Origin of the sequence: Sphingobium sp. TCM1 (assembly GCF_001650725.1) — a bacterium.
GTDB lineage: Bacteria > Pseudomonadota > Alphaproteobacteria > Sphingomonadales > Sphingomonadaceae > Sphingobium.
This window is the reverse complement of sequence record NZ_LXVX01000039.1, coordinates 417,507-435,583: the sequence shown is the minus strand read 5'-3', so window position 1 is coordinate 435,583 and position 18,077 is coordinate 417,507. Positions and strand designations below refer to the sequence as shown.

The 18,077-nt window shown below is 67.1% G+C and carries 15 protein-coding genes; 7 read left to right on the top strand and 8 right to left on the bottom strand.

Going from position 1 to position 18,077, the window contains the following annotated elements:
* Position 1: 1 nt before the first annotated feature.
* Together A7Q26_RS22705 and queF are read right to left on the bottom strand one after the other, a co-directional pair.
* Positions 2-2,653, bottom strand: coding sequence for a M1 family metallopeptidase (locus tag A7Q26_RS22705; protein ID WP_066864903.1), 2,652 nt, complete (start codon positions 2,651-2,653; stop codon positions 2-4).
* A gap of 254 nt (positions 2,654-2,907) precedes the next feature.
* Positions 2,908-3,381, bottom strand: a complete 474-nt coding sequence (gene queF / locus A7Q26_RS22700; protein ID WP_066864901.1) for a preQ(1) synthase — start codon at positions 3,379-3,381, stop codon at positions 2,908-2,910.
* An 88-nt stretch (positions 3,382-3,469) separates the two neighbouring features.
* Here queF and A7Q26_RS22695 point away from each other — a divergent pair, with 88 nt between their 5' ends.
* From A7Q26_RS22695 to A7Q26_RS22675, 5 genes are all read left to right on the top strand, one after another.
* The gene (locus A7Q26_RS22695; protein ID WP_066865324.1) at positions 3,470-4,786 is read left to right on the top strand and encodes a hypothetical protein; all 1,317 of its coding nucleotides are present in this window, start codon (positions 3,470-3,472) and stop codon (positions 4,784-4,786) included.
* A gap of 166 nt (positions 4,787-4,952) precedes the next feature.
* Positions 4,953-5,810 (top strand): 3-mercaptopyruvate sulfurtransferase, encoded by an 858-nt coding sequence (gene sseA, locus A7Q26_RS22690; RefSeq protein WP_066864898.1) that lies wholly within the window; start codon positions 4,953-4,955, stop codon positions 5,808-5,810.
* A complete protein-coding gene (gene metC / locus A7Q26_RS22685) occupies positions 5,807-7,021 on the top strand; it encodes a cystathionine beta-lyase (protein ID WP_066864895.1) in 1,215 nt (404 codons plus the stop codon). The genes sseA and metC overlap by 4 nt, the downstream gene beginning before the upstream one ends.
* A gap of 4 nt (positions 7,022-7,025) precedes the next feature.
* Positions 7,026-8,273, top strand: coding sequence for a mechanosensitive ion channel family protein (locus tag A7Q26_RS22680; RefSeq protein ID WP_066865322.1), 1,248 nt, complete (start codon positions 7,026-7,028; stop codon positions 8,271-8,273).
* A 45-nt stretch (positions 8,274-8,318) separates the two neighbouring features.
* Positions 8,319-8,840 (top strand): sterol desaturase family protein, encoded by a 522-nt coding sequence (locus tag A7Q26_RS22675; RefSeq protein ID WP_066864892.1) that lies wholly within the window; start codon positions 8,319-8,321, stop codon positions 8,838-8,840.
* Here A7Q26_RS22675 and A7Q26_RS22670 read toward each other — a convergent pair.
* The 4 genes from A7Q26_RS22670 to acs form a co-directional block, all read right to left on the bottom strand.
* Positions 8,809-9,306, bottom strand: a complete 498-nt coding sequence (locus tag A7Q26_RS22670; RefSeq protein ID WP_066864889.1) for a hypothetical protein — start codon at positions 9,304-9,306, stop codon at positions 8,809-8,811. The two genes, A7Q26_RS22675 and A7Q26_RS22670, sit on opposite strands and share 32 nt — an antisense overlap.
* Positions 9,307-9,358: 52 nt before the next feature.
* Positions 9,359-9,763 (bottom strand): SufE family protein, encoded by a 405-nt coding sequence (locus A7Q26_RS22665; RefSeq protein ID WP_066864886.1) that lies wholly within the window; start codon positions 9,761-9,763, stop codon positions 9,359-9,361.
* Between the two features lie 43 nt (positions 9,764-9,806).
* Positions 9,807-10,322, bottom strand: a complete 516-nt coding sequence (locus A7Q26_RS22660; protein ID WP_066864883.1) for a cytochrome b — start codon at positions 10,320-10,322, stop codon at positions 9,807-9,809.
* A 98-nt stretch (positions 10,323-10,420) separates the two neighbouring features.
* Positions 10,421-12,364, bottom strand: a complete 1,944-nt coding sequence (gene acs, locus A7Q26_RS22655; RefSeq protein WP_066864880.1) for an acetate--CoA ligase — start codon at positions 12,362-12,364, stop codon at positions 10,421-10,423.
* A 184-nt stretch (positions 12,365-12,548) separates the two neighbouring features.
* On the opposite strand from acs, the gene A7Q26_RS22650 reads away from it, so the two are divergent.
* A complete protein-coding gene (locus tag A7Q26_RS22650) occupies positions 12,549-13,220 on the top strand; it encodes a glutathione S-transferase family protein (RefSeq protein ID WP_066864876.1) in 672 nt (223 codons plus the stop codon).
* 20 nt (positions 13,221-13,240) lie between these two features.
* Here the strand turns inward: A7Q26_RS22650 and A7Q26_RS22645 are convergent, their stop codons facing one another.
* Together A7Q26_RS22645 and A7Q26_RS22640 are read right to left on the bottom strand one after the other, a co-directional pair.
* Positions 13,241-14,398, bottom strand: a complete 1,158-nt coding sequence (locus A7Q26_RS22645; protein WP_066864873.1) for a GGDEF domain-containing protein — start codon at positions 14,396-14,398, stop codon at positions 13,241-13,243.
* Between the two features lie 70 nt (positions 14,399-14,468).
* Entirely contained in the window at positions 14,469-15,347 is an 879-nt protein-coding gene (locus A7Q26_RS22640) for a LysR substrate-binding domain-containing protein (protein ID WP_066864870.1), read from the bottom strand.
* Positions 15,348-15,683: 336 nt separating this feature from the next.
* Between A7Q26_RS22640 and A7Q26_RS22635 the strand changes: the two genes are divergently transcribed.
* Positions 15,684-17,969, top strand: a complete 2,286-nt coding sequence (locus A7Q26_RS22635) for a CDC48 family AAA ATPase (RefSeq protein ID WP_066864867.1) — start codon at positions 15,684-15,686, stop codon at positions 17,967-17,969.
* Positions 17,970-18,077 lie beyond the last annotated feature (108 nt).

Sequence of the window (18,077 nt, the reverse complement as noted above, 5' to 3'; positions counted from 1 at the left end):
CCTACTTCTTCGCCGCGAACCAGGCGGCGAGCGGCGCCTTCAGCCGGCCGCGCGTCTCGATCCGCGTCTTGATCGCGGCGATCGACCGGTCGACCACCTTGCGCGATTCGGGCGTCAGATATTGGGTGGCATAGGCGTCCAGCTTCGTCACCATCGCCGGGTCCGCCGATCCGCCGCCCAGTCGGGCAAGCGCCTGGCTGCGCGCCGACACGTCGATCAGCGCCTCATATTGCGCGCGGTGCGCCAGCACATAGTCCACCGCCAGCATCGGATGCTCTGCGCCGACCTGGCTGATGATCGCGGCGCTGGTGGTCTTGCCCGGCTCGTCGGTAAGCGCAAGGTCGAGCGCCCGCGCGCCCAGCTTCGCGTCCTTCGCTCCGCCCAGCAGCGCATAGAGGCTGCTCTTCTCCAGGTCGGTCTTCGCGCCCTTCGCCATGGCGCGCAGCCTGTCCCAGGTCGCCTGGTCGGCATTCTTCGCGATGATCGCCAGCCAGACATTGCGCAGCGGCCCGTCGAGCGCGGCGGGATCGGTCGCCAGCGCGGCGAAGCGGCGATTGGCTTCGGCCACCACCGCCTTGTCGCCCATGTCGCCCAGCGTCGACACCAGCGCCGATCGCAGCACCGGCGCCTGCGGGCCTTCCCCGGCCTTCGCGTCATAGCCGATCGACGACAGCACCGGGCCGAGCTTGGCCGAGGCATAGGCCGCGACCCGCGCCTGCGCTGCCGGGTCGCTTTCCAGCATGTCATGCGCGCTGCCCAGATAGCCGGGCACTTCGGCCAGCACGGCCGGGCTGGCCGATGCCGGCACCGCGTCCACCAGGTCGAGCGCCAGTCCGATCGGCTGGTATCCGCCGAGGCCCAGCTGGAAATTGTCCGCCAGCAGCCCGGTCTGGTCGATGCTGGCGAGCTTGGTGAAGTCCCTGGCCAGCGCCTTCACATCGGCCTGCGGATAGAGCGAGCGATAATAGCCCGTCTGCCCGGCATTGACGACATAGGCGCCGCAGCCCGGCAGCGTCATCTGCCTCTTGCCCTGGAGGATCAGCCGCTGCGCCGTGCCGCCCACGGTCTGCGCCATCACCGGCACGTTCCACGACAGCGGCGCCTTGTCCTTATTGTCGCGGCTGAACTCGCTCTGGCTCAGCGTCAGCAGCATATTGCCGCCCTGGCACTGGGCGCTCTCCACCTTGACCAGCGGGATGCCGGGCTTGCTGGTGAAGTCATGCGCGATCGACACCAGCCCCTTGGCGCCGGCGCCCTCGACCGCCTTCCACAGGTCGTCGGTGACGGTGTTGCCATAGGCGTGCGCCTTCATATAGCTGCGGATGCCGTTCTTCCACGTCTCCTCGCCGGCATAGCCTTCCAGCATGGTGATGACGGCCTCGCCCTTCTGGTAGGTGATGGCGTCGAACGCCTGGTTCACCTGGTCGACGGTCGTGATCTTCTGCACCACGGGGTGGGTGGTAGCGAGCGAATCGAGGCTCATCGCCGCCTCGCGCCCGTCGACGCGGGTCAGCAGCATCTCCCATTGCGGTTGCAGCTTGTCGCTGACCTTGGTCGCCATCCAGCTGGCGAAGCCCTCGTTCAGCCACAGATCATCCCACCAGGCCATGGTGACGAGGTCGCCGAACCACTGGTGCGCCATTTCATGCGCGACCGTTTCGTAGATGCGGCGCTTGGTCGCTTCGGACGTGAAGCGCGGGTCGACCAGCAGCGCGCGCTCGAAAGTGAAGATCGCGCCCCAATTCTCCATCGCGCTGAAGAACTGGCTCTGGCCCGGCCCGGCCACATTGTCGAGCTTGGGCAGGGGGTAGGGGGTGCCGAAATAATCGTTGAACCAGGGCAGGATCGCGGCGGACGCATCCAGTGCCAGCCGGGCCTTGCCCGTATTGCCCTTGCCGGTGATGACGCCGACTTCGGTCGCCCCCGACATCTTGGTCGCGCGCTCCAGTTCGCCCAGGCCGAAGAAGAGCAGGTAGGAGGACATTTTGGGGGACGTGCCGAAGGTCACGCGCGTCTTGCCGCCGCCCAGATCGGTCGAGGACTTGACCGGCATGTTGCCGACCGCCAGCTCGCCGGTGGGGATGACGGCGGAGAGGTCGAACGTGGCCTTGTAGCTCGGCTCGTCCCAGCTCGGCACGAAGCGGCGGGCGTCGGGCGCCTCGAACTGGGTGAAGAGCGCGCGCTTCGCCGCGCCCGCATTGTCGGTATAGTCGAGCGCGAACAGGCCGTTCGCCTGCTGGTTGATGATGCCGGCATAGACGATGTCCAGCCGGTACGCGCCGGGCGCGATCGGCTTGCCGAAGTCCATCGTCACGGTCTGCGCTTCTGCATCGACTTTCGCGCTGCCCTTGATCGGCTTGCCCTTCGCCGGGGTCAGCATGACCGAGGAGATGGTCAGGTCGGCGGCGTTCAGCACCAGCGCGGGCAGTTGCTGGCTGACGGTGACGTCCATCGCCGCCTTGCCGGTGAATTTCAGGTTCGCCGCATCGGGCGTCACTTCGATCGCATAATGGCTGGGCGCCGCGCCGCGCGGCAGCTGGGTGGTGATGCCGGCGCCGGGGCCGGCGGGCGCGGTGCCCTGGGCCAGCGCGGGGGTGGCCAGGGCCAGCGGGGCGGCCGCGATCAGCAGCGGCAGGATTTTCTGGAAGGACATAGGCTTTGGGACTCCGACACGTCTGGTGCGCTACGATACACTATCTCGCGCGCGATGAACGCGGGATCAACCGTTTCGCCCCACCGGTCAAGCGATGGGCATCGGCGCCAATGTCGTTGGTCGAACCCTGTTGCCCGTTCGTCAAACAGGCGACGCGGATGCCGGACCCCCTAAATTCCACCGTCACCCTGGCCTCGAGCCGGGGTTCCGCTTCTTCAGGGGGAAGGGTCAGTCTCGACGCCTGCGGCGGGGGGTCATCCCCGCCCGCGATAGCCCGGCACATCCTGCGGCGGCAGCCACAGGCCCGCGGGCGGCTCGCCCGATTGCCAGAACACGTCGATCGGGATGCCGCCGCGCGGATACCAATAGCCGCCGATCCGCAGCCAGAGGGGCTGCATCTCTTCGAACAGCCGCTCGCCGATGCCCACGGTGCAATCCTCGTGGAAGGCGGCATGGTTGCGGAAGGCGCCCAGGAACAGCTTCAATGACTTCGATTCGACGATCGTCGCGCCGGGCGCATAGTCGATCACCAGATGGGCGAAGTCGGGCTGCCCTGTCACCGGGCAGAGCGAGGTGAATTCGGGCGCGGTGAAGCGCACCAGATAGGGTTTGCCGGGCCGCGGATTGGGCACATAATCCAGCACCGCGTCTTCCGGCCGGGCGGGCAGCGCGCTGGTCTGGCCCAGATGCAGGGTCAGATGCGGGGGTTGTGTGGGAAGGTCAGTCATGCCGCGCCATCTACGCCATCGCACGCCTGATGTCATCGGTCGGCATCATTCACTTGCGGTTCATCGACGCTTGTGCCTTGGCAGCGCCATGGGGATCCTTGTTCGTCCGTTGCTTTTCGCCGCGCCGCTGATGCTGGCCGCGCCCGTCCATGCCCAGCAGACGCCGGAGCCGACCCCCGGCTTCCAGCTGCCCCCGACCGGCACCGCGCCTGCACCCGATCCCGACCGCCAGGGGCCGGAACTGGACGTCTATCGCGATCAGCCGCGCAGCGCGCCGCCCGTGGTTGCGCCGACGGTCGTCGCCCCGCCCGTTCCGGTACGGTCCGCGCCGACGCCCACCCCGACGCCCGCGCGCCCCGCGCCCGAACAGCCCAGCGCCGCGCCGCCGCCCCGGCGCGAGGCGCCCGCGCCCGTTCAGCCGACGCCGGCCCAGGCGGAGCCGACTAGACCCGCCGGATCGGCGGACGATGCGGCGCCGCCCGCCGCGCCGTCGCAGCCGCTTCCCACGCCTGCCGCCAATGCGGTGGAGGCGCCTGAACCGGCTGCGCCCGCACCCGTCGCGGCGGAATCGGGGAGCAACCTGCCCTGGATCATCGGCGGCCTGGTCGCGCTCCTCGCGCTCGCGGCCTTCCTGCTGCTGCGTCGCCGCCGCCCGGTGGAAGAAGTGGAAGAGGTGTTTGTCCAGCCGGCGCCCTTGCCCGCGGACCTCCCGCCGTCCGCCCCGGAACCGATCGCAGCGCCCGCGCCGGTGGAGGCCGCGCGCCCGCCCATATCGGCCACGATGCCCTCGACTCCCACGGCGCCCGACCCGGCCCCCGCAGCCGCAGCGCTCGCCGCAGATCCGGTCGCTGAACCGCTCGCCGCGTCGGCCACTGCCGCCGCCGAACGCCCCTGGCTCGACATGGACATGGCGGTCAGCCAGGCGCGCTATTCGCTGATGGGCCTCACCATCGCCTACAGCCTCATCCTCCACAATCGCGGCGACCGCGCGGCGCAGGACATCCTGATCCGCGGCGTCGTCGGCAATGCCGGCGCGCAGCAGCAGGCGCTGCTCCAGGGCTTCTTCTCCGGGCAGGACGGCTTGCCGCTGCACAGCGCGGTCTCGATCGCGCCGGGCGAGACGCGCCAGCTGACCGGCGAACTGCGCCTGTCGCCGGACCAGATCGTGCCGGTGGAGATGGGCCAGCGCAGCCTGCTCATCCCGCTCGCCGCCTTCGATCTGGCCTATCGCTGGGAATCGCCGGAGGGCGAGCCGATGGGCCATGGCCGCACCGCCCGCGCCTTCATCGTCGGCCAGGAACAGGAACCGCCCGCCGATCGCCTCGCGCCGCTGCGCCTCGACCAGGGGCCGCGCCAATATCGCCGTCCCGCCGCGCGCGCGGCGGCCGAACTGGCGCCGACCTGACGCCTTGGAGCCGTCCAGGCTGAGCGTGTCGAATTCCTTGCTGTCTTCAGAAGAAAGAGGAATGCCGTTGACTGTCGCCGCCCCTCGGGTCGACAGGCTCGGGCCGAACGGATTATAGCCTTTCTCGACGCCTTCGACGACACCGAGGGACGCTGAAGGGAGCCGCATGACCATCTTCGTTTCCACCGACTGGCTTGCGGGCGAACTCGGCAGGCCCGATCTCGTCATCCTGGACGCCAGCCTCTTCCTGCCCGGCACCCCGCGCGACCCGCGCGCCGAATATGCGGCGGCCCATATCCCCGGCGCCGCCTATCTCGACCTGCCCGGCCTCAGCGATCCCGACGATCCGACGCCCGGCATGTTGCCGCCCGACGCCATGATGACACGGCATATGCAGGCGCTGGGCGTCAATGCCGACAGCCGCATCATCGTCTATGACAACAGCCCGACCCACAGCGCCGCGCGCGGCTGGTGGATGATGCGCGTCTATGGTCTCGGCGCCGACCAAGGCATGAGCGCCGCGATCCTCGACGGCGGCCTGCCCAAATGGATCGCGGAAGGCCGCCCGGTCGAAAGCGGCGTCCCGGCCCCCGCGCCCGGCAACGCGATCGCCCGGCTCGATCGCGCGCAGGTCCGCACAAAGGCCGACATTCTCGCCAATCTCGACAGCGGGGAGGCCCAGTTGCTCGACGCGCGCGGCGCGGGCCGCTTCACCGGCGCGGAGGCCGAACCGCGGCCCGGCATGGCGTCCGGCCATATTCCCGGCAGCCGCAACATTCCCTCCTCCGCCTTCTTCACCGCTGGCCATGTCATGAAGCAGGGCGATGAACTGCGCCGTCTGTTCTTGGAAGCGGGCACCGATTTCGGCCGGCCGATCATCGCCACCTGCGGCAGCGGGGTGACGGCGGCGATCATCCTCGCCGGCCTCGAATCGCTCGGCAAGACCGACGTCAGCCTCTATGATGGCAGCTGGTCCGAATGGGGCTTCGACCCCGCCACGCCCAAGGCCACGGGCGCCGCATGACGGACGATCGGCGCAAGCCCCTCACCAAACTCGCCCAGGCCGGCCGCAAGCCCGAATGGACCGGGATGCCGGGGCAGCCCGGCGGCATCGTCAGCCCGCCGGTCTGGCGCGCCTCGACCATCCTCTATGACGATGTCGCCCATTTGCGGCAGGCGGCGGGCCGCAGCACCCATGAACGCCTCTTCTACGGGCGGAAGGGCACGCCGACCGCCTGGAGCTTGGCCGACGCGCTCACCGAAATGGAGCCGGGGGCGGAGGGGACGATGCTCTTCCCCTCGGGCGTGGCGGCGATCGCCTGCGCGCTGATGGCGGTGCTCAAGCCCGGCGACCGGCTGCTGATGGTCGACAGCGCCTATGACCCGACCCGCAATTTCTGCGACCATCTCCTGAAAAGTTACGGTATCGAAACGATCTATTATGATCCCGCGACTGTCCAGTTCGATGTCCATCTTGCGTCCGGGCCGATCCGGGCGATCTTTCTGGAAAGTCCCGGCAGCCTGACCTTCGAGGTGCAGGACATCCCCGCCATCACCGCCTGGGCCAGGGCGAACGGGGTCGTGACCCTGCTCGACAATACCTGGGCGACGCCGCTCTATTTCCCGGCCATGGCCCATGGCGTGGACATCTCGATCCTCGCCTGCACCAAATATATCGTCGGTCATTCGGACGTGATGATGGGCAGCGTCACCGCCACCTCCGACTGGTTCGCGAAGCTGCGCCAGACCGCCTATCTGTTCGGCCAGATGACCAGCCCCGACGATGCCTGGCTGGCCTCGCGCGGGCTGCGCACGCTCGGCATCCGGCTGCAACAGCATCAGGACAGCGCGCTCGCCATCGCCCGCTGGCTGAAGGACCAGCCGGACGTCGCCCGCGTGCTGCATCCCGCGCTGCCCGACTGCCCCGGCCATGCCCAGTGGCAACGCGATTTCAGCGGCTCCACCGGCCTCTTCAGCTTCATCCTGCGGGGCGGGGACGAAACGGCGCGCGCCGCCCTCATCGACGGCCTCGCCCATTTCGGCATCGGCTACAGCTGGGGCGGCTTTGAAAGTCTCGCCCTCCCGGTCGATCCGGCCCGCTACCGCAGCGCCACAAGCTGGCAGGCGGAAGGCCCGGTGGTCCGCCTCCATATCGGCCTCGAAGACCCGGCGGACCTGATCGCGGACCTTGATGCCGGCCTTGCCCGCTTCCGCGCGGCGCGCGACGGGGGCTGACGCGATGATGCCGGGCCTGGCCGATCTGCTGCGCCGACTGCCCGGCGATCCCGACATCGTCCAGCCGCTTCTGGCGCTGGCGCTCGCCCTCCTGCTCTACGCCGCCGCCTGGGGCCTTGCCCGGTCGATCGCACCGCGCCTGCGCCGCAGCCTGCCGCCGCTGGGCGATGCGCTGGCCGGCCATGTCCGCGCCATCACCCTCCATGGCATCGCCGCGCTGCTGCTGGCGCTGGGCCTCGTCTTCTTCCCGACCGGCTCGCTCGGGCATCTGGTCATGGGCGTCGCGCTGGGCGCGGTGGTGGCGCTGCTCGCCACCCATGTGCTGCGCGGCCTCGCCATCCCGCGCTGGGCCGTCGCGCCGCTCGCGCTCATCCTCTTCATCCTGATCGTGTCGGGCAGCGGCGGCGGGATCGCGCCGGTGGGCGAGATGCTCGACCGGGTGGGCATCAATCTCGGCAAGCGGCGCATCACCCTGCTCGGCCTGTTGTCGATCGCCGCCACCTGCGTCGCGCTGTTCGCCGCCGTGCGCCTCGCCAATCGCGTCATCGGCCGCTCGATCCAGAAGACCGACGGGTTCGACCCGACCCAGAAGCTGCTGGCGCAGAAACTTGCCACGATCGTCGTGGTGGTCGCCGCCTTCTTCATCGGCATCGACCTGCTCTCGATCGATCTCACCGCCTTCGCCGTCTTTTCCGGCGCGCTCGGCCTCGCCATCGGTTTCGGCCTGCAAAAGACCTTCGGCAACCTGATCGCCGGCATCATCCTGCTGATGGACCGGTCGATCAAGCCGGGGGACGTCATCGTCGTCGGCGACAGTTTCGGCTGGGTCAACAAGATCGGCGTGCGCGCCGTCTCCGTCATCACCCGCGACGGCAAGGAACATCTGATTCCCAACGAGAATCTGATGACCCAGGAGGTGGAGAACTGGTCCTATTCCGACCGCAACGTCCGCGTCCGCATCCCCGTCGGCATCAGCTTCGACAGCGATCTCACGCTCGCCCAGCAACTGATGCTCCAGGCGGCGCAGGACAGCCCGCGCGTGCTGCGCAATCCCAAGCCCAATGTCTGGCTCACCGGCTTCGGCGAAAGCCGCGTGGAGCATGACATCCTCGTCTGGATCAGCGATCCCGAAGGTGGCGTGGGCAATGTGAAGTCCGACGTTCTGGGCCGCGTGTGGCATCTGTTTCGCGACAATGGCATCACCATCCCCTATCCGCAGCGGGTCGTCCACCGGCCGCCCGACACTCCGTGACATAACGGAGTCGCGCTCGCCGCCGCGCGTGACTATATCGGGGCCATGTCGCCCATTTCCCTCCTGCTGGTCTTCGTCGTCACCGTCGCTGCGATGGAAGGCTTCGCCTATGTCATGCACCGCTGGGTCATGCACGGACCAGGCTGGTTCCTGCACGCCAGCCATCATCGCCCCCGGACCGGGTGGTTCGAGGCCAATGATCTCTATTTCGTGATCTTCGCCCTGCCGTCCATCCTGCTGCTGCTGGGCGGGGTGCAGTGGGGCTGGGGCGACTGGGCGACGGCGTGCGGCGCGGGGATCGCCGCCTATGGCGCCATCTATCTGGGATTCCACGACATCATCGTCCACCAGCGGGTCAGGCATCGCTATGTCGCCCGCTCGCGCTACATGAAGCGCATCGTCCAGGCCCACCGCCTGCACCATGCCGTGGAGACGAAGGCGGGGACGGTCAGCTTCGGCTTCCTGGTCGCGCCCCATCCCGCCGCGCTCAAGCGCGAACTGGCCCGCCGCCATCGCGCCGGGGTGCGCGCGCCGGCTACTTCGGCAGATCCAGCCCTGCGACATTGAAGCGGAAGGGCGTCGTCTCGTCCTTCGGCCCGGTCGCCAGGTCGATCGTCACGGCCCGCGACGCCGCGATCATCTCATAGGCTTTCTGCGACGGCGGGATCTCGATCCCGTCATCGCTTGTGGTCAGCCGGCCCTTCCAGCGGTGCGGCTTGCCGTCGTCGCCCGTCGCGTCGACGGCGCAATCCGACATGTCGCAGCGGAAGGGCGCCCCGACCAGCTTCACCGTCACGATCTTCTCGCCATTGCTCATCGGCTGGACCAGCAGGACGGAAAAGGTGTCGGACGCGGTCATGGTCTGCACGGCGTTGGCGCTGCCGATATAGGCCAGCTTCGCCTTGGCGCCCGGCCCGCCTTCATATTTCCAGACCTGGCCGATCTGGTCGCGCTGGGTCGGCCCTTCCGTCTTTTCACCGGACGAGCAGGCTCCCAGCAGGCCGATCATGGCCAGGGCGATGATGTGACGCATGGTCTCTGTCTCCTTGTCGAAGGAGAAGAACGCACCGGCCGTGAAGTCGGTTTCAGCTGTAGCGGGCAGCGGTCTCGCGGATCAGCGCGATCATGTTGGGGATGCCCTGGGTCCGGTTGGAACTCAGCTGGTTGCGAAGGTCGAAGGGCGCCAGCGCCGCTTCGATGTCGGTCGCGGCGATCTCCGCCGGGGCGCGATCCTGCACCGTCAGCAGCACCAGCGCGATGATCCCCTTGGTGATCGCGGCATTGCTGTCCGCCAGGAAATGCAGCCTGCCATCCGCCAGCACCGTGGGATAGACCCATACCGCCGCCGAGCAGCCGCGCACCAGCGTCGCGTCGGTCTTGAGCGCGTCGGGCATCGGCTCCAGCGCCCGCCCCAGGTCGATCAGCAGACGATAGCGGTCGTCCGCGTCGAGAAAGGCATAGTCGTCCTGGAGATCGGCAAGGTCGGTCATGGCCGCCCATATAGGCGGATATGCGCGCGGTGGAAGCCCAAACCTATCCCAGCATCCGCCGCAATATATCGTCCTTCAGCACGAAATGGTGGCGCAGCGCCGCGCCGACATGCAGCGCGATCAGCACCACCCACAGCCAGGGCAGCAGTTCATGCGCCTCGCTCGACACGCCCACGATCGCATCGCCCTTCGCCACCGCGAATTTGGGCACGTCGAACAGGAAGAACCAGTTGAGCGGCCGCGTTCCGGCCGACGTCATGACCCATCCCGACAGCGGCAGGATCAGCATCAGCGCATAGAAGGCGACATGGGTCAGGTGGGCCGCGCCCTTCTCCCATCCGGGCATCGCCGCCGGCAGCGGGGGCGTCCGGTGGGTCAGGCGCCAGCCGATCCGCACCAGCGTCAGCGCCAGCACGGTCAGGCCGATCGACTTGTGAACCGGCATGACCGCCCAGTCCTTGGGCAGCGCGTCATGGGCGAAGCCCAGCCCCAGATTGAGCAGGATCAGGACGGCGATGGCCCAGTGCAGGGCGCGGGCGACAGACGTGTATCGGACCAAGGGCTGCTCCTCCCGAAAAAGTCATGGCCATCGCTAACCGATGGCCATGACCTGCATCTGAACGGATCGCCGTCACCGCCGATCGGTTTTGCGCTCGATCAAGCCTGACGATTGGCGACCAGATTATCCACTACCGACGGGTCGGCCAGCGTGCTGGTATCTCCTAGCGCCTGCGCCGACACTTCGCCTTCCGCAATCTTACGGAGGATGCGGCGCATGATCTTGCCCGACCGCGTCTTGGGCAGGCCCGGCGCGAACTGGATCGCGTCGGGCGTGGCGATCGGGCCGATCTCGTTGCGGACCCACTGGACCAGCGTCTTGCGCAGCGCGTCATTCGCTTCCTCGCCGCTGTTCAGCGTCACATAGGCGTAGATGCCCTGGCCCTTGATGTCGTGCGGGAAGCCGACCACCGCTGCCTCCGCCACGCTTTCGTGCAGCACCAGCGCGCTTTCGACCTCGGCCGTGCCCATGCGGTGGCCCGACACGTTGATGACGTCGTCAACCCGCCCGGTGATCCAGTAATAGCCGTCGGCATCGCGCCGCGCGCCGTCGCCGGTCGTATATTTGCCGGGGAAGGTGGTGAAATAGGTCTGGAAAAATCGCTCATGATCGCCCCAGACTGTCCGCATCTGCCCCGGCCAGCTCTGCGCGATGACCAGATTGCCCTCCGTCGCGCCGTCCAGCACCTTGCCCTCGCCATCGACGATCTGCGGCACCACGCCCGGCATCGGCAGGGTCGCGGAGCCGGGCTTGAGGTCGGTCGCGCCCGGTGTCGGTGCGATCATCGCCGCGCCCGTTTCGGTCTGCCACCAGGTATCGATGATCGGGCAGCGATCCTCGCCCACGACATGATGATACCAGCGCCAGGCTTCCGGGTTGATCGGCTCGCCCACCGTGCCGAGCAGGCGCAGCGACTTGCGGCTGGTCGAATGGACGAATTCGTCGCCTTCCTTCATCAGCGCGCGCAGCGCCGTGGGAGCGGTGAAGATGGTCTGCACCTGGTGCCGGTCGACCACTTCCCAGATGCGGGCCGGCGTCGGGTAATTGGGCACGCCTTCATACATCAGCGTCGTCGCCCCATTCGCCAGCGGGCCATAGACGATATAGCTGTGGCCCGTGACCCAGCCGATGTCCGCCGCGCACCAGTAGATGTCGCCGGGCCGATAGTCGAAGCACAGTTCATGCGTGAGGGCAGCCCAGAGCAGATAGCCGCCGGTGGTGTGCAGCACGCCCTTGGGCTTTCCGGTGGAGCCGGAGGTGTAGAGGATGAACAGCGGGTCTTCCGCGTTCATCGGCTCGGGCGGGCAATCGGCGTCGACCCCGGCTGCTTCCTCGTGCAGCCACAGGTCGCGGCCATCCTTCATCGTCACCGCGCCGCCGGTGGCCTTGACCACGATGACCTTCTTCACGCTCGGGCATTCGCGCAGCGCCGCGTCGACATTGGTCTTGAGCGGCACCGCCTTGCCGCCGCGTCGCCCCTCGTCGGCGGTGACGACCAGGCTCGAATCGCAATCCTGGATGCGGCCCGCCAGCGCTTCGGGCGAAAAGCCACCGAACACGACGCTGTGGATCGCCCCGATGCGCGCGCAGGCGAGCAGGGCGAAGGCGGCCTCCGGGATCATCGGCAGGTAGATGGTGATCCGGTCGCCCTTTTTCGCGCCCGCACCCTTCAGCACATTGGCAAAGCGGCAGACCTCGGCATGGACCTGGGCATAAGTATAACGGCGCGGCTCGGCCTCGGGCGAATCGGGTTCCCAGATGATCGCGGTCTGGTCGCCCCGTTCGGCCAGATGCCGGTCGATGCAGTTGGCGCTGACGTTGAGCACGCCGTCGGCAAACCATTTCACGCCGAAGTCCGCCTCGGCGAAGCTGCTCTCATTGGTCTTCGTCGGCGGCGTCACCCAGTCCAGGCGCTGCGCGCGTTCCAGCCAATAGGCATGGGCGTCGTCAATCGAACGGGCATAATCGGCTTCCCGCGCCGCACGATCCATCAGCGAGCCAGTGGCCCAGCTGTCCGGCACCGGGAAGAAATCGTCAGACATCAGGCATCCTTTCCATGGCGAAACTGTTTTCGCAGCTTCTTCACTTCTCAACTTAGCGCGATCGGGCGCGAGGTCCATGCCGTTTGATGTCGTTCTTTGGGAGAATATCGCCGAAGCTGGCCTCTTTCATTTCCGCAATTTGCCGCTTCCCCGAAAGGCGGGTCGCGCCTAACAGGAATCGTCTATGTGGCTTCTCTATCAATTCCCGCTCTGTCCCTTTTCCCGCAAGGTCCGGCTTCTCCTCGGCGAGAAGGGGGTCGGCTATGATCTGGTGCGCGAATCTCCATGGGCGATGCGCGACGAATTTCTCGATCTGAACCCGGCCGGCACCACGCCGGTCATGGTCGATCAGGAACGCGGCATCACGCTGATCGACAGCCAGGCGATGTGCGAATATTTCGAGGAAACGGTGGAGAAATTCCCGCTCATCTCCGGCACGGCCGCGGGCCGGGCGGAAGTGCGGCGGCTGACCGCCTTCTTCGACCAGAATTTCTACGGCGATGTCGTCGGCCCGCTGCTGCACGAACGGATGAAGAAGCGGCTGGTGGAGCGCGCCTCACCTGACGCCCGCGTCCTGCGCGAGGCGATGAAGCGCGCCAACGTCCATATGGACTATATGGATTATCTGCTCGACCATCGCAGCTGGATGGCGGGCGGAACGCTCAGCCTGGCCGACATCGCGGCGGCGGCGCATCTGTCGGTCGCCGACTATCTGGGCGGCATCGACTGGGCGGGGCATGAGCCGGTCCGGCGTTGGTATGCGGGTTTCAAGTCGCGCCCGTCCTTCCGCCCCCTGCTGTCGGAGCGGATGGAGGTCATCACCCCGCCGCCCCATTATGAAAAGCCGGATTTCTAACGCAAAGACGGCCCGAAGGCTCAGTCGGTTTCCGCCGCCAGATAGACCCGGTTGCGGCCATGTTCCTTGGCCAGGTAGAGCGCCCGGTCGGCGGCCTTGAGCGCGGCGCGCGGGTCTTCATAGGCCAGCACATTGGCCACCCCGGCGGAAAAGCTGACCCGTTCCATCCGCTCGCCATTGGTGCGGTTGACCAGGCTGCGATTGGCCAGATCCTCGCGCACCCCATCGACCGCCTCGCAGGTTTCGGCAGCGGTCTTGCCGCGGAACAGCATGACGAACTCCTCGCCGCCGTGACGGGCGACATGGCAGCGGTCGTTGGATATCTTGGCCAGCAGCCCGGCGACGAACTTGAGCACTCGGTCGCCCGTGTCATGGCCGTGCGTGTCGTTGATATTCTTGAAATGATCGATGTCGCAGAAGGCGACCGACAGCGCTTCCTGCCCGGCCTGCGCCTGGACCAGCTCCTCGCGCAGAACCGCCTCGAATGCGCGGCGGTTGGGCAGGCCGGTCAGATGGTCATGCTCGGCCGCGCGGCGGGCGCTTTCCAGGCTGGATTTCAGCGCCTGGGTCTGTTTCTGATTCTCGCGCAGCTGGCTTTCGACCTGCCGCGTCTTTTCGACCATCGACCGGGTGAGGCCCACCAGGCGGGCCAGCACAGGCTCATTGTCGCGGCCGGCGACCAGATCCTTGGCCTGTTCCTGCAACGCGGCGCCATAGTCCTTGGCGGAATTGCGCGATTCATGCATCAGGCCGGTGAACTGGCTCAGATTCTCCTCGACCTTGTCGAGCATCGTCGCCAGCGATTCGGGTGTGACCTCGTCGGCGCGCTGTTCGGCGGCAAGCGATTCGATCCAGCCGTTGGTGATCTTGCCCCGTTCCATCATCACGGCGCGGATCGCCTTTTCGACGCCGATGTTCGCGCCCGTCAGATAATCCAGCGCGACGCTGAAGTTGACCGGCGTCAGGTCCAGGTCGTGGGCGAACAGGAAATCGCCGATGTCGGCATAGAGCTGGCGGCGCCGGTTGACCTCCCGGTTGGCCGCCCCGCCGGTGCGGGGGCGCTGTTCCATCTCGGCCTCCGGCTCGTCGGACTTGCCGGAAAAGCCCCTGGCCCAGCGCGCCAGCCGATCGGTCAGCCCATGTTGCGGGCTCGCGGATGAAGATATTGCCCCAGTCATGTCCGCTAGAACGACGGCTGCGTAACAAGGTTAAGGGCGCGCCCACAAAGAATCGCGGGCGCAACGAAACTCATATGTCCGCCGCCACCAGCCAGTCGCGGAAGATGCGTACCGATCGGGTCTGGAGCGCGCGGGGGCGGCAGACGAAAAAGTAGCGATAGGGGCTCTCGACATGGATCGGGAACAGCCGCACCAGCCGGGGATCGCCCGATTGCTCGAAATGGCTGGCGTGCATCACCGCTACGCCCAGCCCCTGCGCCGCGGCCTCCAGCATCAGCTGGCCCGAATCATAATTGTCGACCGCCAGCGGTTGCAGGTCGGGCAGGCCGGCCGCCTCCTTCCACGCATCGAACGACAGCGCCATGTCGCGGTGAAGCAATATGGTCTGCTGCGCCAGCTCCTCGGGCGACTTGAGCGCTTGAGGGCCTTCGAGCAGCTGACGCCGCCCGATCAGATAGACTTCCTCATGGTCCAGCTCATGGGCGTAGAGCGCCGGGTCGATATCCTTCGACAGCACGATCGCCGCGTCCAGCCCTTCGCCCAGCCGCGCCACCGCATGGGGCGTCGTTTCGATGTCGATATGGAGCTGCGGATGCTGTTGGCGCAGCTGCCCCAGATGGGGAAAGAGCCGCTGCGTCGCGAACAGCGGCATCACCGCCAGCCGCAGGCGCAGCTGGTTGCCACCGCTCTGGATATTCTCCAGCGCCTGCGACAGCGAATCGAGCGCGGGCGCGATGTCGTCCAGCAGCCGTTGCCCGTCGGCGTTGATTTCCAGCGCCTGATGCTTGCGGTCGAACAGCGGCCGGCCGATGAACCGTTCCAGCGCCTGGACGCGGCGGCTGAGCGCGGGCGTTGAGAGCGCAAGTTCTTCCGCCGCCGCCTTCACCGAGCCAAGGCGGGCAACCTGAACAAAGGCCTCCAGGGCCGTTAGGGGCGGCAATCTGCGCATAATCCGTCAAAATTCCGAAGCCGATCCGCTGCGCCGCGTCAATTCTCTTTATCGAACGGCGCGCGTTCCGGTTCCAAGCATCCTCTGCGCAATGAGCAGGAAAAAGCGGAAAATGGCAAGATGCATTTTTTGCAACTTGGGGGATTATTTCGCACTTGCAAAAAACTACACCGCAGCGCACATAAAAGGGGCCTTTCAGGCATCCTCTCCTAAAACTTTTCGGGCTGGCCTTCGGGTCGGCCCTTTTTTTGTTCCTTGTTCCCCCGGCACCGGGGTCTTTCCGTTGGCCTCGGCGTTTCCTATCTCGTTACGGAAGGACAAAGACGGGGATGGCTCGTGGCCGATCAGGAAACAACAGGACGCAGGATACAGGTCGCCAATGCGCGGCCGGAGGACGCAGGGCGCGGTCTGGCGCGATTGCCGCTCGCGGTTATGGCCGAACTGCACCTCAGTGAAGGCGATGTCATCGAGATCGCCGGCAAGCGGACCACACCCGCGCGGGTCGTGCGTCCCTACAAGGAAGATGAGGGGCTGGACGTGCTTCGGCTCGACGGCCTGCAACGCGCCAATGCCGGCGTGGGGTCGGGGGATTTCGTTCATATCGAGAAAACCGAGTCCCGTCCGGCCCAGCGGGTGGTCTTCGCACCTGCACAAAACAACCTCCGGCTCCAGGGCAATCCGGACGCTCTGAAGCGCGTTTTCTTCCAGCGCCCTCTGGCCGCCGGCGATGTCGTCGCGACCGCCGGGCAGCAGCAGGTGCCGCCGGGCGACATGCCGCCCCAGTTGCGCCAGATGCTCGCGGCACCTGCCTATGCCTTGCAGGAAATCCGCCTGATCGTCGTGTCGACCACGCCCAAGGGGGTGGTCCATATCGACACCGAGACGGAGGTGGAACTGCGCGCCGAATATGAGGAGCCGCGCGAATCCCGCCGCGCCGATGTCACCTATGACGATGTCGGCGGCATGGCCGACACGATTGACCAGCTGCGCGAGATGGTCGAACTGCCGCTGCGCTATCCCGAACTGTTCGAGCGGCTGGGGGTCGATCCGCCCAAGGGCGTGCTGCTCCACGGCCCGCCGGGCACCGGCAAGACACGCCTTGCCCGCGCCGTCGCCAATGAATCCGAAGCCGAATTCTTCCTCATCAACGGGCCGGAGATCATGGGCTCGGCCTATGGCGAGTCGGAAAAGAAGCTGCGCGAGATTTTCGAGGAAGCGGCCAAGGCCGCGCCGTCGATCCTGTTCATCGACGAGATCGATTCGATCGCGCCGAAGCGGGGCAATGTGACCGGCGAGACGGAAAAGCGCCTCGTCGCCCAGTTGCTGACCCTGATGGACGGGCTGGAGCCGCGCACCAACCTCGTCGTCATCGCGGCGACCAACCGGCCGGAGGCGATCGACGAGGCGCTGCGCCGTCCCGGTCGTTTCGACCGCGAGATCGTGGTGGGGGTTCCCGACGATCGCGGCCGGCGCGAGATTCTGGGCATCCACACGCGCGGTATGCCGCTGGGCGACCGTGTCGACCTGGGCGAGCTGGCCCGCATGACCTATGGCTTCGTCGGCGCCGACCTCGCCGCCCTCACCCGCGAGGCGGCGATCGAGGCGGTGCGCCGCTTCATGCCGCGCCTCAATCTGGAAGAGGGCACGATCCCGCCCGACGTGCTGGAGGAACTCTCCGTCACGCGGGAGGATTTCATGGCCGCGATCAAGCGCGTCCAGCCGTCGGCCATGCGCGAGGTGATGGTGCAGGCGCCCAATATCGGCTGGGCCGACATTGGCGGCCTCGACGATGCGCAGATGCGCCTCAAGGAAGGGGTGGAACTGCCGCTCAAGGATCCGGACGCCTTCCGCCGCATCGGCATCCGCCCGGCCAAGGGCTTCCTGCTCTATGGTCCGCCCGGCACCGGCAAGACCCTGCTGGCCAAGGCGGTGGCGCGGGAGGCGCAGGCCAATTTCATCGCCACCAAGTCGAGCGATCTCCTTTCCAAATGGTATGGCGAAAGCGAGCAGCAGATCGCCCGCCTGTTCGCCCGCGCGCGGCAGGTGGCGCCCACGGTCATCTTCATCGACGAACTGGACAGCCTGGTGCCCGCGCGCGGCGGCGGCCTGGGCGAGCCGGCGGTGACGGAGCGGGTGGTCAATACCATCCTCGCCGAGATGGACGGGCTGGAGGAATTGCAGTCTGTGGTCGTCATCGGCGCGACCAACCGGCCCACGCTGGTCGATCCGGCGCTGCTGCGCCCCGGCCGCTTCGACGAGCTGATCTATGTGCCAGTCCCCGACGAGGCCGGGCGCCGGCATATCCTCTCCATCCACACCAAGAAGATGCCGCTCGCCGGCGATGTCGACCTGGCCGTTCTGGCGAAGCGGACCGAACGCTTCACCGGCGCCGATCTCGAAGACCTCTCGCGTCGCGCCGGCCTCATCGCGCTGCGCCAGTCACTGTCGGTGGAAGCGGTCACCATGGCTCATTTCGAAGCGGCGCTGGAGGAAACCCGGGCGTCCGTCACGCCGGAAATGGAGCGGGAATATGAGCAGATCCAGGCGACGCTGAAGCAGAATGCGATGCAGGTCGATCCGATCGGTTTCGTCTCGCCGGGGATGCTGCGAAAGCGGGAGTGACCCGGCTGCCCGGACGGCGGATTGAACCCATCCGCCGTCCGCGCGTTCCCGCCTCATGGCACGCAAAGCCGCTTGCCAGCGGCCACCAATTTTGCGACGCCAAAACCG